General features: G+C 56.7%; 15 protein-coding genes. 10 read left to right on the top strand and 5 right to left on the bottom strand.

What is annotated here, in order from left to right:
• Nucleotides 1-94: 94 nt before the first annotated feature.
• The 5 genes from zwf (at nt 95) to C2U68_RS15100 (ending at nt 5,909) form a co-directional block, all read left to right on the top strand.
• Nucleotides 95-1,561 carry a glucose-6-phosphate dehydrogenase gene (gene zwf / locus C2U68_RS15120; protein WP_140913306.1) on the top strand — a complete coding sequence of 489 codons (1,467 nt, stop codon included), beginning with the start codon at nt 95-97 and terminating at the stop codon, nt 1,559-1,561.
• Between the two features lie 30 nt (nt 1,562-1,591).
• Nucleotides 1,592-2,302 (top strand): 6-phosphogluconolactonase, encoded by a 711-nt coding sequence (pgl, locus tag C2U68_RS15115; protein WP_140913305.1) that lies wholly within the window; start codon nt 1,592-1,594, stop codon nt 2,300-2,302.
• 45 nt (nt 2,303-2,347) lie between these two features.
• Nucleotides 2,348-3,277 carry a methyltransferase domain-containing protein gene (locus C2U68_RS15110; RefSeq protein ID WP_186289629.1) on the top strand — a complete coding sequence of 310 codons (930 nt, stop codon included), beginning with the start codon at nt 2,348-2,350 and terminating at the stop codon, nt 3,275-3,277.
• Between the two features lie 72 nt (nt 3,278-3,349).
• Nucleotides 3,350-5,170, top strand: a complete 1,821-nt coding sequence (gene edd, locus C2U68_RS15105) for a phosphogluconate dehydratase (RefSeq protein ID WP_140913303.1) — start codon at nt 3,350-3,352, stop codon at nt 5,168-5,170.
• A gap of 109 nt (nt 5,171-5,279) precedes the next feature.
• Complete coding sequence (locus C2U68_RS15100; protein WP_140913302.1) at nt 5,280-5,909, top strand: bifunctional 4-hydroxy-2-oxoglutarate aldolase/2-dehydro-3-deoxy-phosphogluconate aldolase; 630 nt, start codon at nt 5,280-5,282, stop codon at nt 5,907-5,909.
• Nucleotides 5,910-5,971: 62 nt separating this feature from the next.
• Here C2U68_RS15100 and C2U68_RS15095 read toward each other — a convergent pair whose 3' ends face one another.
• From C2U68_RS15095 to C2U68_RS15080, 4 genes are all read right to left on the bottom strand, one after another.
• The gene (locus tag C2U68_RS15095) at nt 5,972-6,400 is read right to left on the bottom strand and encodes a Dabb family protein (protein WP_140913301.1); all 429 of its coding nucleotides are present in this window, start codon (nt 6,398-6,400) and stop codon (nt 5,972-5,974) included.
• A gap of 35 nt (nt 6,401-6,435) precedes the next feature.
• The gene (locus C2U68_RS15090; RefSeq protein ID WP_140913300.1) at nt 6,436-7,437 is read right to left on the bottom strand and encodes a M48 family metallopeptidase; all 1,002 of its coding nucleotides are present in this window, start codon (nt 7,435-7,437) and stop codon (nt 6,436-6,438) included.
• Nucleotides 7,438-8,475: a YjgN family protein gene (locus C2U68_RS15085; protein WP_140913299.1), complete on the bottom strand. Its 1,038-nt coding sequence runs from the start codon at nt 8,473-8,475 to the stop codon at nt 7,438-7,440.
• Between the two features lie 111 nt (nt 8,476-8,586).
• Entirely contained in the window at nt 8,587-9,153 is a 567-nt protein-coding gene (locus C2U68_RS15080; protein ID WP_140913298.1) for a thioredoxin family protein, read from the bottom strand.
• Between the two features lie 217 nt (nt 9,154-9,370).
• Between C2U68_RS15080 and C2U68_RS15075 the strand changes: the two genes are divergently transcribed.
• From C2U68_RS15075 to grxD, 4 genes are all read left to right on the top strand, one after another.
• Entirely contained in the window at nt 9,371-9,673 is a 303-nt protein-coding gene (locus C2U68_RS15075) for a hypothetical protein (protein ID WP_140913297.1), read from the top strand.
• A 15-nt stretch (nt 9,674-9,688) separates the two neighbouring features.
• A complete protein-coding gene (locus tag C2U68_RS15070) occupies nt 9,689-12,070 on the top strand; it encodes an EAL domain-containing protein (RefSeq protein ID WP_140913296.1) in 2,382 nt (793 codons plus the stop codon).
• Nucleotides 12,071-12,155: 85 nt separating this feature from the next.
• Nucleotides 12,156-12,827: a ribulose-phosphate 3-epimerase gene (gene rpe / locus C2U68_RS15065; protein ID WP_140913295.1), complete on the top strand. Its 672-nt coding sequence runs from the start codon at nt 12,156-12,158 to the stop codon at nt 12,825-12,827.
• 270 nt (nt 12,828-13,097) lie between these two features.
• Nucleotides 13,098-13,412 carry a Grx4 family monothiol glutaredoxin gene (gene grxD / locus C2U68_RS15060; protein ID WP_140913294.1) on the top strand — a complete coding sequence of 105 codons (315 nt, stop codon included), beginning with the start codon at nt 13,098-13,100 and terminating at the stop codon, nt 13,410-13,412.
• Nucleotides 13,413-13,495: 83 nt separating this feature from the next.
• On the opposite strand, the gene C2U68_RS15055 is transcribed toward grxD, so the two are convergent.
• Nucleotides 13,496-14,203 (bottom strand): TPR end-of-group domain-containing protein, encoded by a 708-nt coding sequence (locus C2U68_RS15055; protein WP_140913293.1) that lies wholly within the window; start codon nt 14,201-14,203, stop codon nt 13,496-13,498.
• A gap of 86 nt (nt 14,204-14,289) precedes the next feature.
• On the opposite strand from C2U68_RS15055, the gene C2U68_RS15050 reads away from it, so the two are divergent.
• A complete protein-coding gene (locus C2U68_RS15050) occupies nt 14,290-14,595 on the top strand; it encodes a DUF2288 domain-containing protein (RefSeq protein WP_140913292.1) in 306 nt (101 codons plus the stop codon).
• The last annotated feature ends 54 nt before the right edge of the window (nt 14,596-14,649 follow it).

The raw sequence follows: 14,649 nt of genomic DNA, 5'->3' as shown, positions 1-14,649 counted from the left end.
GGCATTTTCGGCTAATTTCGGCCCGCCGGATTTTGCCACCGTCCGGAACCGCCGCCGGCACCGAACGGATTTCAGCGTATTTGGGTACCATTGAATGAAAAACCACACTTACAAACCCTGCGACTTGGTGATTTACGGCGCGCTGGGTGATTTGTCCAAGCGCAAACTGTTGATTTCGTTATATCGCTTGGAAAAGTCCGAATTACTCGAACCCGACACCCGCATCGTCGGCGTCGACCGGCTCGACGAGACCAGCGAAGGTTTCGTCAAAATCGCCCGCGCCAGTCTCGAGGCGTTTTTGAACAACACCATCAACGAAGAAATCTGGCAACGTTTTTCCAAGCGCCTGTCTTATTTGAAAATAGACCTGACTCAGCCTGAGCAATACCTGGAGCTGAATGCCGCTGTGGAGCCGGATAAACGGGTCATGGTGAATTATTTCGCCGTCGCGCCGTTTTTGTTCAAAAGCATTTGCCAGGGCCTGCAAAGCTGCGGCGTGTTGACACCGGAATCGCGGATGGTGATGGAAAAACCGATCGGCCACGATTTGAAGTCGTCGAAAGAAATCAACGACGCCGTCGCCGATGCCTTTCACGAAGACCAGGTCTACCGGATCGACCATTACCTGGGCAAGGAAACCGTGTTGAACCTGTTGGCCTTGCGCTTCGCCAATTCGATTTTCACCACCAACTGGAACCACAATACGATAGACCACATCCAGATCACGGTTGGCGAAGACATCGGCATCGAAGGCCGCTGGGACTATTTCGACAAGACCGGCCAGTTACGCGACATGTTGCAAAACCACCTTTTGCAAATTCTGACCTTCGTCGCAATGGAACCGCCGGCCGACCTGGAAGCGGAAAGCATCCACATGGAGAAAATCAAGGTTCTGAAAGCGCTGCGGCCGATCACGGCGCGCAACGTCGAAGAGAAAACCGTGCGCGGCCAGTACACCGCCGGCTTCATCAAAGGCCAGGCTGTGCCGGGCTATCTGGAAGAGGAAGGCGCCAATAAGGAAAGCACCACCGAAAGTTTTGTCGCGATCCGGGTCGACATCGACAACTGGCGTTGGGCCGGCGTGCCGTTTTATATGCGCACCGGCAAACGCATGCCGAACAAGCGCACCGAGATCGTGGTCAATTTCAAACAGTTGCCGCACAACATCTTTAAAGACAGTTTCCGCGACCTGCCCGCCAACAAACTGGTGATCCACCTGCAACCCAACGAGGGCGTCGAGGTGGTGATGCTGAACAAAGTGCCCGGCATCGACGGCAACATCAAACTGCAGCAAACCAAGCTCGACTTGAGTTTCTCGGAAACCTTCAAGAAAAACAGCATCTTCGGCGGCTACGAAAAACTGATCCTGGAAGCCCTGCGCGGCAATCCGACGCTGTTTTTGAGCCGCGAGGAAATCGAACAGGCCTGGACTTGGGTCGATTCGATCCAGGACGCCTGGGCACACAGCCACAGCGCGCCCAAATCCTATCCGGCCGGCAGCTGGGGCCCGATCGCCTCGGTAGCGCTTTTGGCCCGCGACGGCCGCGCGTGGGAAGAGTAACCATCTAAATCCATCACGAGTACAACGATTATGGTTAGAGAATTTTTTTTCGAACAGCGAAACCACTTGTTCACCGCATTGGTAGCGGAATGCCACGACGTGTTGTCGGAAGCGATCAGCAAGCACGGCCATGCCGTGCTACTGGTTTCCGGCGGCACCACACCGGCGCCTCTGTATGAAGCACTTTCCAAATCCGATCTGAACTGGAAAAAAATCAAGGTCGCGCTGGTCGACGAACGCTGGGTGGACGCTGAGCACAGTGCCAGCAACGAAGCCCTGATCCGCCGCAGCCTGTTGATCAACAACGCCAGAAACGTCGAGTTCGTCGGCATGAAAACCGCCGCCGCGACCGCCGCTGCCGGCCAGGCCGAAACCGAAGGCCGTTACCAGGCCTTACCGCAACCGTTTACATTGAGCATCGTCGGTATGGGCATCGACGGCCACACCGCGTCGTTGTTTCCGCACGCCTCCGGTCTGACCGAGGCTCTGAGCGAAAACAACACCCAACTGACCGCGGCGATCAATGCGGTGCAGAGCGAGGTCACCGGCGCCAATACCGAACGCCTGAGCTTGACCCGCAAAGGCCTGCTGAAATCGGAGCGCATCGTGATCCTGTTCACCGGCGAGGACAAACTGGCCGTATTCGGTAAAGCCCAACAGCCCGGTCCGGTCGAAGACATGCCGATCCGGGCCCTGTTGAATCAGGAGCAGGCGCCGGTCGAGTTGTATTGGGCTCCCTGATCCCGGGCCGGCAACATCATAAATAACGCTGAAAAGGAGCCGCTTTTGTACACCGAGAACATTTGCAAAGACATCCTCCTTTTTTCGAAGGCTGTTGCCACCAATCAAATCGCCCGATTCTCGCCTGGCCTTTATGTCCGCCTTACCGGCCAAACCGGGCGCGGCGGCGATGAAGGCAGCTCTGCAGACGTTGCCGGCTATTTTTTCGAGTGCGTGGAAGATTACCGCCGGCAATTGGGTCTGGAACCGGCGGAATTCAAAACGTTTCTGGCCGGCAAGACTATTTTGGAATACGGGCCTGGCGACGTGCTCGGGGTCGCATTGCTGTTATACGCCTACGGCGCGGCACAGGTTCGCTGCGTCGACCGATTTCCGCTGAATAAAATCAATGCCAAAAACGCCGCGATCTATAAAGCCCTCTGCGAAGGCTTGACCGGCGACGAGAAATCCAGGGCGATGGCTGCCTTCAACAGCAGCGGAGATCCGGAAAGCGGATTCAGCGCCGGCACCGTCAACTACGCGGTCACCCCAAACGGATTGTCCGGCGAAAGCCTGGCTTACGACTTAATTATTTCCCGGGCGGTGCTGGAACATGTCGACGATATCGATGCCACGTTTGCCGATATCGACGCAGCGTTAAAACCGGACGGAAAATCGATTCACAAGGTCGATCTGAAAAGCCACGGCTTGGACCGTTACCAAGCGTTCGACTTTTTAACTTGGCCGCGGCCGCTGTACCGATTGATGTACTCCCACAAAGGCTTTCCGAACCGTTGGCGCGCAAACAAATACGTCGAAGCCGCGGGCAAAGCGGGTCTGGAGATTACGCAGTTGGCGCCGATCGACCAGCTCGGCGCCGAGCAGATAGATCGCATCATGCCCAAATTGGCGTCGGAGTTCAGGTCTGTGAGCCGCGACTTATTGAGCTGGTTGAGCTTTTGGATCATATTGGAAAAAAAGCCGAATACGCATTAGCCAAACGAACCACCCTAGCATGGGGAACCTTGTTTTCTATGTAGGCCACCAAGTCAAGCATCAGGATAATTTATGCATCCCTCTTTAGAAAAAGTCACCGCAGACGTGGTGAAACGCAGCCGCGAAACTCGTGCGGCTTATCTTGCCCGCATCGACGCCGCCGTCGAAAAAGGCCCGCACCGCGCCAAACTGGCTTGCGGTAACCTGGCCCACGGCTTTGCCGCTTGCGCCAGCGACGAAAAAGACGATCTGGCCGGCGCGCAAAAAGCCAATATTGCAATCATCTCCGCCTACAACGACATGTTGTCGGCCCATGAACCTTACAAGGACTTCCCGACCCTGATCAAACAAGCCGTGCGCGAAGCCGGCGGCGTGGCGCAATTCGCTGGCGGCGTGCCGGCAATGTGCGACGGCGTCACTCAAGGCCAGCCCGGTATGGAGTTGTCACTGTTCAGCCGCGACGTAATCGCGATGGCGACTGCGATCGGCCTCAGCCACAATATGTTCGACGCCGCCTTATATTTAGGCGTCTGCGACAAAATTGTACCTGGCCTGCTGATCGGCGCCTTGAGCTTCGGCCATTTACCGGCAGTATTCGTCCCGGCCGGCCCGATGCCGAGCGGCCTGCCTAACAAAGAAAAGGTTCGCATACGCCAGTTGTACGCCGAAGGCAAGGTCGGCCGCAAGGAGTTGCTGGAGTCGGAATCCCAGTCTTACCACAGCCCAGGCACCTGCACTTTCTACGGCACGGCCAACAGCAACCAGATGATGGTCGAAATCATGGGCCTGCATCTGCCCGGCAGTTCCTTTGTCAACCCCTATACGCCGCTACGCGACGAACTGACCAAAGCGGCCGCTCGGCAAATTTTGAAATTCACCGCGTTGGGTGACGATTTTCGTCCTATCGGCCACGCCATCGACGAAAAAGCCATCATCAACGCCATCATCGGCTTACTGGCCACCGGCGGCTCGACCAACCACACCATCCATCTGATCGCAATCGCCCGCGCCGCCGGCGTCATCATCAACTGGGACGACTTCGACAAATTGTCGAAAATCGTACCGCTACTGGCCAAGATTTACCCGAACGGTTCGGCCGACGTCAACCACTTCCAAGCGGCCGGCGGCATGGGCGTCTTGATAGCCGAATTGCTACGCAACGGCCTGCTACACGGCAACATTTTGACCATCGGCGACGAACGCGGCATGGGACAATACAGCCGGGAGCCGAAACTGACCGACGGCGGACTGCATTGGGCCGAGGGCCCCGGCGCCAGCCAAGACGAAACGGTGATCAGCTCGGTAAGCAAACCGTTCCAACCGACCGGCGGCCTCACCGTGATGCACGGCAACCTGGGCCGCGGCGTATCGAAAATTTCCGCGGTCGCCGAGCAACACCAAGTCGTCACTGCTCCGGCGGTGGTATTCGACGATCAGGACGACGTGGTTGCCGCCTTCAAACGCGGCGAGCTGGAAAAGGACTGCATCGTCGTGCTCCGCTTTCAGGGCCCGAAAGCGAATGGCATGCCGGAACTGCACAAACTGACGCCACCGCTAGGCGTATTGCAGGATAGAGGATTCAAAGTAGCATTGATTACCGACGGCCGCATGTCCGGCGCCTCCGGCAAAGTGCCGTCGGCGATTCACATGTGTCCGGAATGTCTGGACGGCGGCCCGTTGGCCAAGGTTCGCGACGGCGACATCATCGCGCTGAACACGCAGACCGGCGAAGTCAACGTCCAAGTCGATTCGGCCGAATTCGAAGCCCGCACCGTGGCCGCCAATAGCGCCAAAGGTCATCATTTCGGCATGGGCCGGGAATTGTTCGGCGGCTTCCGCGCCCACGCGTCGTCGGCGGAAACCGGAGCCACCAATTTGTTTTACGTGGATTAACAATAACAACAACCCAAGCCCGGCACGGGGAATACTCGATCGAGTCCCTCTGCCGGGCCACCGCGTCCGCCCGCGGGCGCAGCACCGCCAACAGAGAGAAACATAAGCTATGACCGTAACCATCAAACAAGTCATGACCACCTCGCCGGTAATGCCGGTCATGGTGATCAATAATCTGGAAAACGCCGTCCCGCTGGCGAAAGCCCTGGTCGACGGTGGCTTGAAAGTGCTGGAAATAACCTTGCGCACGCCAGTGGCCCTGGACGCGATCCGCCAGATCAAAGCCGAGGTGCCCGGCGCGATCGTCGGCGCCGGTACCATCATCAACGTTCAGACTCTGCACCATGCTCTCGACGCCGGCGCCCAGTTCATCGTCAGCCCCGGCGTCACCGAGAGCCTATTGGATGCGGCATTGGAAACCAGCGTGCCGTTGCTGCCGGGCGTCATTACGCCAAGCGAAGTGATGCGTTTGCTGGACAAAGGCATCACCGCGATGAAATTCTTCCCGGCCGAAGCCGCCGGCGGCATTCCTATGCTGAAATCGCTCGGCGGCCCGCTACCGCAAGTCACATTCTGCCCGACCGGCGGCGTCAATCCGAAAAACGCGCCGGAGTATTTGGCGCTGAATAACGTGGCCTGCGTGGGCGGCTCTTGGATGGCGCCGGCCGATCTGGTCGACGCCGGCGATTGGGCCGAAATCACTCGCCGCGCCGCAGTGGCTTCGGCTTTAAAACAATAACACCGCAACCACCCGCTCTGATTAATCGCGGAGACCGTTCCGATCACCTTAACCGATAACGGTTAAGGCAGTTTCGGCCAGTCCGGCTCCGCGAACTCGTAAAGCTTGTACTTATCCACCAACGGCCGCAACACTTGCTGGGCGACGCGCAAATATTCCGGGTTTTTCAGAAACTGTTCGTACGCTTGCCGACTGTCGAACACGCCGTAAATCGCCACATCATAACTTTCGTCCAGCGCCGCGTTGGGCCGGCTGCGCTGAACTGCGGCCGGGGTGCCGGCTTCGTAGGCCACTACTCCAGGCAAGCCGGCCAGCGGCCGGCTGGCCTCTATATATTGCCGACGCAATTGGTCATTGCCCGGCTGTTTGAGCCAGACGATCGCCAAATGGTGTAATCGAGCCGTATCCGGTGCGGCCTGCGGTTGCACCGGCTGGGCACAACCGGCCGCGAACCACGCCGCCAGCACAAAGCCGTAGCAGGATTTAATCATTTGCTCACTCTTGATATTGAAAAATCGGCAGCGACTCATTGACTGCGCAGACGGTTGATGCGCTCTTCGCTACTCGGGTGACTGGATAGATAATCCAAACCGTCGGCAAACTTCCGGTTGTAGTTGCCTTGCCGGGCCGCTTCCAATTTCTGCAGCATATCCGCCAGACGGCCGGGCGGAATGGCGTTGGCCTTTAGCGCATCGGCGGCAAATTGATCGGCATCGCGTTCGAATTCGCGCGAATAGCGGGCTTCCAGCAATAAGGCCGGCGCCGCGGCCAGCACTTGACTGAAATCGCCGACGTACCACGCCAGCGCCAAACCGACCGCGGACGCCTGCAACAACTGCCGCAAGGCATGCCTTCCGGCCACGTGTCCCATCTCGTGAAGCAAAACCGCGACGATCTGTTCGTCATCATCCGCCAATTCGATCAGAGCGTCCAACACGACCACATTGCCGCCCGGCAACGTAAAGGCATTGGCACCTAGTTCCGCACTGGCCCGGAACTCCAATCCGGCCGGCCGCCCCGCCTCATCGGCTAAAACCAAATTCCCGAGCTTGGCATTGATTTGCCCCTGGCGCTCAGGGCTTAACCGGCTGGGTTGCAACAGATGCCGGTCCAGATCGGCCAGAACCTGCCGGTCCAGGCTCTGGGCCAGCTCGACCGGAATACGTTCCGCCAGCCGTTGCGCGGCATAAGGCAAGCCCCACACGTACCCGGCGCCGGCCACCACCAGAACCAGCAGCAATGCCAATCCCGACCAGCGCCAACTATTTTCCAACGCAGCCACCCGGCTGTCGGTGCCGGGAAACAACTCGGCAAAGCCGCGGCTATCCGCCACCTCGCAACGAGCACCGTCAGCAAACAGTACCACCCGTGGCGTGCTCGCGAGCGGCGGCTGAATCTCCAGGCCCGTCAACACCTCGCGGCGAACCACTTCCTTACCCTGCAACAACAGTTTATCGCCCTCCAGGCATAACGTGACCGGATGAGCCTTAGCGCTACGGCCGTCGTAATAAACCGCTGCTACCCGCATTTACAAGCCGATATCGAAATCGAACATTTCGGCCATTTCGTCGCCAGCAGCCGAAGCGTTGGCCTGCAGTCCGGCCACGAAATCGTCCATACTGCCGGCCACCAGTACTTGCAGATGTTCGATCCGGTAACGCGCCAGCCTGATATCGGCAAACGGCTTATACAATCCCAGCGTCAGTATCACCAACACGACGTTACTCAACATCAGACCGAGCAACTGGTAAGCGCTGACATTGGCTACGAAACGGTGTTCGCCCAGCGTCGTCGTCGCCCAAACCAGATTCTGCAAACGCGCGGTGACGTAGGGATACGCAAATAACAGCAGCCCCAGATAGGTACCGAACGCCGCCAGCAACAAGCTCATTGCCGTCAACTGGCCTTCTTCCACGGCGAACCAACCGTTGCTTCCCAGCACACTGGTCAATACCGTCAAACCGGCGAACAGAACCACACCCAACATCAGCGTCATCAGATAAATTCCGTAATACGCGGCGGCCGTCGCCGAAAAACGGAACTCGGCACTGCCGTACGCGCTGTGGTTGCGGGTGTAGGCAGCCATGCGTTGCTGGGCGAACGGCCATAACAAACCCAAGCTGAAACCGGCCAGTAGCGGCCACAGCAAAAACGCCAGATAAGCCGGCCCGGTCTGGCCGCGAAACCCAAAGCGCAAGCCGCGGTAGCTGGTATTGTGCAATCTGAAACGCAGCGACCGCACCAGTAACCAAGGCGCCAAGGCCATGATCAGAATCAGAATCATCGTCGCGGCCGCGGGCGAGAAACCGCTAGTCAGCGTGTACGCGGCGAACAGGGCAAAGGCAATCAGGCGGCCCTTCAAGATAGCTTTGGGGTCACCGTGATAATCAAAACCGGCTCCGGCCAGACGAGTATGCCGGTAGAAGTACTGGTTGCGCCGCACTTTGGCCCAGGCCGAATAAACCCCGAATGTCACGAGACTCAAACAAACGTTGACTATCCAAAGTCGAAAATACTCGCCGCCGCTACCGCTGAAATGCAGCGGCTGAGCCTGTTGTTCTGCCATGGGTGCCTCCCGGTGAAATGATCGGATCAAGCATAGTGCATGTCCTCAAGCTGGCAAAAATATCGGCAGCAAAAGCCGGCGCGCTCCTGGCCTATGGGTAACTCACCGGGCCTATTGCGCCGGCTTCCATTTGATATTGCAACCTATGCTCGGAATCTGTTCGGCACTGAACGGCCGGCCGGCAAGCAGATCGTCCAAGGCGTTGCGCAAATCGGCGCCGGTCACCGGCTCGGCATTCTTTGGCGTCGCCGCATCCAGCCGGCCCCGATAAACGCAGGCCAAATCGGCATCGAACAGATAGATGTCCGGCGTGCAGGCAGCCTGATAAGCCTTGGCCACCGCCTGGGTTTCGTCGTACAGGTAGGCGGCAAACGGATTGCCCCACTCGGCCATCATCGCTTTCATTTTGTCCGGCGCATCCTCCGGAAAATTGGCGACATCGTTAGCGCTGATGGCGATGGTTGCGACGCCGGCGTCGGCATAATCGCGGGCGATCGCGATCAGCTGTTGCTTGACGTGCAAAACGTAGGGGCAATGGTTGCAGATGAACATGATCAGCGTCGCCCGCTCACCGCGTAAATCCTGCAACGCGAATTCGCGACCGCTCACGGTGTCGGGCAAGCGGAAATCGGGAGCGACGGTACCGAGCGGCAACATCGCGGAAGCGGTGGCGGCCATAAGTTCTCCTTGGCGGAAAGACAAAAGCTTGCGATTATAGAACAAGTGCTTGCCCAGGAAACTTTCACAGGCATCGCCCCTTGAGCAATTGGCGCAATTGAGGAGGTATTTTTGGCGTTTTTGCAGAACTACGACTTTGGAGACTAGCGCGGTCCGGATTACGACATCCGGGTAAAATTTCCACGATCCTCATTCTCGACGTTCAAAGAACTATCTCATGGTAAACACCATCTTGTTGGTTAACGAGAGTCCGGCTGAACCCAGCGCGTTCAATTCGTGCTTGACGCGCTTTGAAGCATCGCCGCATCCTGACTCCCGGCACCTGCCAGAACAAACCCGCCCGACACAGGACATGCCGGATAAAACGTCGGATATAAAAACCTTCGCAAGCTCTTTTATTCTGGATAATGGCTTGTATCAGAAACTGCTCGGCAACTTGTCGAGGATGTATCCAATAGTCGCAGCAATCACGCCCCAAACGCAGGGTACCGGCGTCCTGACCGTCAGAGCCAAAAGCTAATCCAGACTCTAACCGATGCCGCAGACTCTCAAACAACTGAAGCTGATGTTAAACACCATCACCGACGGCGTGATGGTGGTCGACCCGCAAGGCATCGTTCTTTACGCCAATCAAGCCGCCGAACAACTGCTGGAACGCGGTCCGCTGACCGGCCAGACACTGGCAATCCCGGTGACCATCGACCAAGCCGTTCACCACGATATCAATCTGATCCGACCCAGCGGCATCGCCTGGGCCGAAATGCGTTCCACCCCATTGGAGTGGGATGCGGCCCCGGCTTTTGTGATTGCTCTGCGCGACATTACCGCCCGCAAGCAAGCCGAAATCGCGTTACAGGAAAGCGAACTGTTGTTCCACACCTTGTCGAAGATCGCCCCGGTCGGTATTTTTCGTACCGATCGCGATGGAAGCTGCGACTATGTAAACCAGCGCTGGTGCGAAATTTCCGGCCTCAGCCACCATCAGGCGCACGGCGACGGCTGGGCTGCCGCTATTTTCATCGACGATCTGGAGCGCGTCAAAGCCGAGTGGGCCGCCTGCATAGCCGCGGCCAAGCCCTTTACCCTGCAATACCGGTTTCAACACCTCGACGGCCAAATCCGCTGGGTGATAGGCCGGGCGGAGCCGGAATTGGACGAGACCGGCAATTTGCTGGGCTACGTCGGCACGATTACCGATATTTCCGAAATCAAAGCCAACGAAGAAACGCTCGGTCAGGCCGCAGCGGTTTTCGAAAGTACCCGCGAGGGCGTCATGGTCACCGACGCCGACCGCCGCATCATGATGGTGAATAAGGCGTTCACCACCATTACCGGATACAGCGCGGAAGAAGTGATCGGCAACAGTCCGCGCCTGCTCAGTTCCGGCCGGCACGATAGCGAGTTTTACCGGGAGATGTGGAGTAGCATCGCCGCGACCGACCACTGGCAGGGCGAAATCTGGAATCGCCGGAAACACGGCGACATTTATCCGGAGCTATTGAGTATCAGTACCGTGCGGAGTGGAGACGGCGCGGTCAGCCACTATGTCGGCGTGTTTGCCGACATCACCAAACTGAAGGCTTCGGAAAAGGAACTGGAATTTCTGGCCCATCACGACCCGCTGACCAAGCTGCCGAACCGAATGCTGTTTCTGTCTCGTCTACAGCATACGATCGAAAAAACTCGGCGCCAATCGGCCCAAATGGCGGTGCTAATGCTGGACCTTGACCGTTTCAAGGATGTCAACGACAGCTTCGGCCATTTGGCCGGCGACAATTTGCTGCAAATGGTCGCGCAGCAATTGACTGCACGCCTGCGCAGTTCCGATACCGTATGCCGCCTGGGTGGCGACGAATTTGTAATCTTACTGGAAGACATCGGCCATCCGGAAGCCGCGGCCCAAGTCGCCACCCAAATCATCAAGACCTTGAGCCAGACTTGGTGCCTACCGAGTGGCAACGAAGTACGCATCGGCGTCAGCGTCGGCATTTCGCTGTTTCCGAAGCACGGTACCTGCCCGGACGAGTTGATCCAGCACGCCGACACCGCGCTCTACCAAGCTAAGAACGAAGGCCGCAACCGGTTCAAGTATTTTTCCGAGGACTTGACCCGCGCTGCCCGCGAACGTATCGATATCGAGATTCGCCTGCGCCAAGCGCTAGAGCGCGGCGAATTGAGGGTATTTTTCCAACCGCAGATTGATGTCGAATCCGGCGAGATTCTCGCCGCCGAAGCGCTGGTGCGTTGGCTGACCTCAGCTGGAGAATTAATTTCGCCGGCCCACTTCATTCCGATCGCCGAAGAATCCGGATTGATTACAGCGATCGGCAATTGGGTGTTACGGGAAACTTGCCGCCAAGGGCGGGAATGGTTGGACGCCGGCTTGCCACCGTTGCGGCTGGCGGTCAATCTGTCGCCACAACAATTCCTGCACAGCGATATCCGCAGCGTGGTCACCAAAACCTTACAGGAAACCGGCTTCCCGGCTCATCTGCTGGAACTGGAATTGACGGAAAGCGCGTTGATGAAGCGCGAAAAGGAGGCGATCCAAATTCTGCACAATTTACACGACTTAGGCGTACACCTGGCGATCGACGATTTCGGCACCGGTTATTCGTCCCTGGCCTATCTGAAATCACTGCCGCTGGACGTGTTGAAGATCGACCGGAGTTTTATCGAAGATATTCCGCACCATAGCGACGACATGGAAATCACCGCGACAATCATCGCCATGGCCAAAAACCTGCGCATGCGAGTCATCGCCGAGGGCGTCGAGACTACCGAGCAGCTGGCGTTTTTAAAAAGCCGGCAATGCGATTTATACCAAGGATTTTTGACCAGCGCCCCACTGAGTGCGGCGGAATTTGCGGCTTTTTTAGCCACATACCGCCAGGAACGGCTGGAAACGGCATCTTAGTCGGCCGCTGCCCATCCCGGTTTTAGCCAAACTGCGGAAAAAAGTTATAATGCCGCTTTTTAACCCGACCTATAAGGATCAAAAGATGGCTGACAATCTGATTGCACCTTCCATTCTTTCCGCAGACTTCGCGCGCTTGGGCGAAGAAGTCGTTAATGTTTTAAATGCCGGTGCGGATATCGTGCATTTCGATGTGATGGACAACCATTTTGTGCCTAATTTGACTATCGGTCCATTGGTCTGCGAAGCGCTGCGCAAGCACGGCGTCACCGCGCCGATCGACGTCCATTTGATGGTCGAACCGGTCGACCGCATCATTCCGGATTTCGCCAAAGCCGGCGCCAGTTACATTACCTTCCATCCGGAAGCCTCGCGCCACATTGACCGCAGCCTGCAAATGATCCGCGACCACGGCTGCAAATCCGGCCTGGTGTTCAACCCGGCCACACCGTTGTCTTTTCTGGACCACGTACTGGATAAATGCGACATGATCCTGTTGATGTCGGTCAACCCCGGCTTCGGCGGCCAATCCTTCATTCCGTCGGCGCTGGACAAGCTGCGCCAGGTCAGAAAGATCATTGACGACAGCGGCTTCGATATTCGCCTGGAGATCGACGGCGGCGTAAAAGTGGACAACATCCGCGAGATCAAAGAAGCCGGCGCCGATACTTTCGTTGCCGGTTCCGCGATCTTCGGCAAACCGGACTACAAAGCCGTGATCGACGAAATGCGCGCGGAATTGGCCAAAGCCAAATAAGCTTGATCGGCAGGCCGCTCCGAAATCTGATAGGAGCGGCTTTAGCGAACGCTTTTCGCTACCCTCGCCTGCCGCCGATGCGGGCTGAATCTGAACCTGTTCGACTTAAGCATTGCTGGCACCGATATTGCTTCAGTTAGGCAGAGTCATTACCGCATGCTCGGTTTTACCGGTATGTTTGTAGTCTCCAGCCATGGTTTTGAAGTTGAACTTCTAATCCGCAATGGCGATCGATAGAATCCGAATAACGTTTAGCAACCGAGATCAACCATGAGTATTATTGAAAAAATTCAAAATCAGTTATCCGAAAACCGCGTATTGTTGTACATGAAAGGCACGCCTGAATTTCCACAATGCGGGTTTTCCAGCCGGGTGGTGCAAATATTGGATGCCTGTAACGCCGAATACAACCACTTCAATATTTTCGAAGACCAGGAATTAAGGGAAGCGCTGAAGGAATATTCGAATTGGCCGACTTACCCGCAACTGTATATCGACGGCCAATTGGTAGGCGGTTGCGACATCGTCACCGATTTGTACAACAAAGGTGAACTGGCGACCATGTTAGCTGGCGCCAAGCAATAAATCCTTACTCAACAAACCCCGCCCGGCGGTGCGCTCGCGGGGTTTGACCGCACCGGCAGGCGACTGCCGCCGACTAGCAAAGACTATTTCGAGTAGTAATCGAAATCTTCTTTCTTTTCCAATTTAAAACGCGGCTCAACGTCTACCGGCTGATCTTTGGTCTCGTCCGCCGTTGCCGGCTCCGGTTGTTTGCGCAGCTCCTCTAGAAAATCCTTGAACCACTGACTATCGATTACCGCGACCATGTCGGCGTCCTGCAAAATGTTCTGCTCGTCCGGCAAACTGCCGAATTCGCGAGCGGTTTGCAACGCTTTAAGGCAAGCATCGTGGTCGCCGCGTAACGCGTGAATGCAAGCCAAATTGTAAGCCGCACTGCCTTTTTGAATTGCTCCGGCCTTTTCGAAAAAGTCCTCGGCGAATTTGTACAACTCCGGCTTTGCCGAATCCGGACTGATGCGAGCCAGTTCCATGAAGGCGACGCCGCCGTCGATGGCCGCTCCCAGGTAATGCGGTGCGGTCAGCAAGCAAAACGAAAATTTGGAAATCGCGTCTTCGTAGATTTCAATCGCTTGTTGTGCGTCCAGACTTCTGGCTTCGTGTAACAGCCCAAATCCCCAGTGATAAAGTGCTTCGGATACAATCAAATGGTCGGCGATAACGCTGGCGAAGCCTTGGTAGGCGCCTTTATACAGTTGCTCTGCCTTGCTGCCTTCGCTTTTGCGGGCTTGAGCGACTTGTTTGATGGCGGCATCCAAGGTCGAACGCTTCTTAAATGAACTCAACAACGACATGAAAATTCCTCATTTCTGTTTTAAAACCGGGTTGCGATAAAATAGCGCAGCATACTACAACATCCCGCCACAACCGGAAAATGTAAATGAGCGAGACCTTAGCCGATCTGGAAAAAGCCAAGATGAATCTGGAAACGTCGACTATTCCCTGGTCGGAATTGCAGCGTTTTTTTGCAGCCGGCCTGGCAATAGCCGTTGCCGACGAATTGGATTTGATCGAGGTCGCCAGCCAATTTGCGTTGGATAACAAAAGCCAGGTCGAGGCTTGGCTGAATGCCGGACAAGTCGGCCACGTTTCCGACGCCCAAGCTTCTGATTGGGTCGCCGCCGACAGCTCGGTCTGGGCCGTGGTAGTCAAACCTTGGGTGCTGGTACAGAATTATCGCAACTGAAGCGTTATCGATGGATACCTTGCACCCAAGCAAGAGTTTGCCGGCGAGGCGATA

It is taken from the genome of Methylomonas koyamae (genome assembly GCF_006483455.1).
Lineage (GTDB): Bacteria > Pseudomonadota > Gammaproteobacteria > Methylococcales > Methylomonadaceae > Methylomonas > Methylomonas koyamae_B.
This window is presented reverse-complemented; position numbering and strand designations above follow the sequence as displayed.

What these genes read in the sequence shown, in the direction of transcription:
- zwf (WP_140913306.1), top strand. Translation starts at nt 95, where the DNA reads ATGAAAAACCACACTTACAAACCCTGCGACTTGGTGATTTACGGCGCG.
- pgl (WP_140913305.1), top strand. Translation starts at nt 1,592, where the DNA reads ATGGTTAGAGAATTTTTTTTCGAACAGCGAAACCACTTGTTCACCGCA.
- edd (WP_140913303.1), top strand. Translation starts at nt 3,350, where the DNA reads ATGCATCCCTCTTTAGAAAAAGTCACCGCAGACGTGGTGAAACGCAGC.
- C2U68_RS15100 (WP_140913302.1), top strand. Translation starts at nt 5,280, where the DNA reads ATGACCGTAACCATCAAACAAGTCATGACCACCTCGCCGGTAATGCCG.
- C2U68_RS15095 (WP_140913301.1), bottom strand. Translation starts at nt 6,400, where the DNA reads ATGATTAAATCCTGCTACGGCTTTGTGCTGGCGGCGTGGTTCGCGGCC.
- C2U68_RS15090 (WP_140913300.1), bottom strand. Translation starts at nt 7,437, where the DNA reads ATGCGGGTAGCAGCGGTTTATTACGACGGCCGTAGCGCTAAGGCTCAT.
- C2U68_RS15085 (WP_140913299.1), bottom strand. Translation starts at nt 8,475, where the DNA reads ATGGCAGAACAACAGGCTCAGCCGCTGCATTTCAGCGGTAGCGGCGGC.
- C2U68_RS15080 (WP_140913298.1), bottom strand. Translation starts at nt 9,153, where the DNA reads ATGGCCGCCACCGCTTCCGCGATGTTGCCGCTCGGTACCGTCGCTCCC.
- C2U68_RS15075 (WP_140913297.1), top strand. Translation starts at nt 9,371, where the DNA reads ATGGTAAACACCATCTTGTTGGTTAACGAGAGTCCGGCTGAACCCAGC.
- C2U68_RS15070 (WP_140913296.1), top strand. Translation starts at nt 9,689, where the DNA reads ATGCCGCAGACTCTCAAACAACTGAAGCTGATGTTAAACACCATCACC.
- rpe (WP_140913295.1), top strand. Translation starts at nt 12,156, where the DNA reads ATGGCTGACAATCTGATTGCACCTTCCATTCTTTCCGCAGACTTCGCG.
- grxD (WP_140913294.1), top strand. Translation starts at nt 13,098, where the DNA reads ATGAGTATTATTGAAAAAATTCAAAATCAGTTATCCGAAAACCGCGTA.
- C2U68_RS15055 (WP_140913293.1), bottom strand. Translation starts at nt 14,203, where the DNA reads ATGTCGTTGTTGAGTTCATTTAAGAAGCGTTCGACCTTGGATGCCGCC.
- C2U68_RS15050 (WP_140913292.1), top strand. Translation starts at nt 14,290, where the DNA reads ATGAGCGAGACCTTAGCCGATCTGGAAAAAGCCAAGATGAATCTGGAA.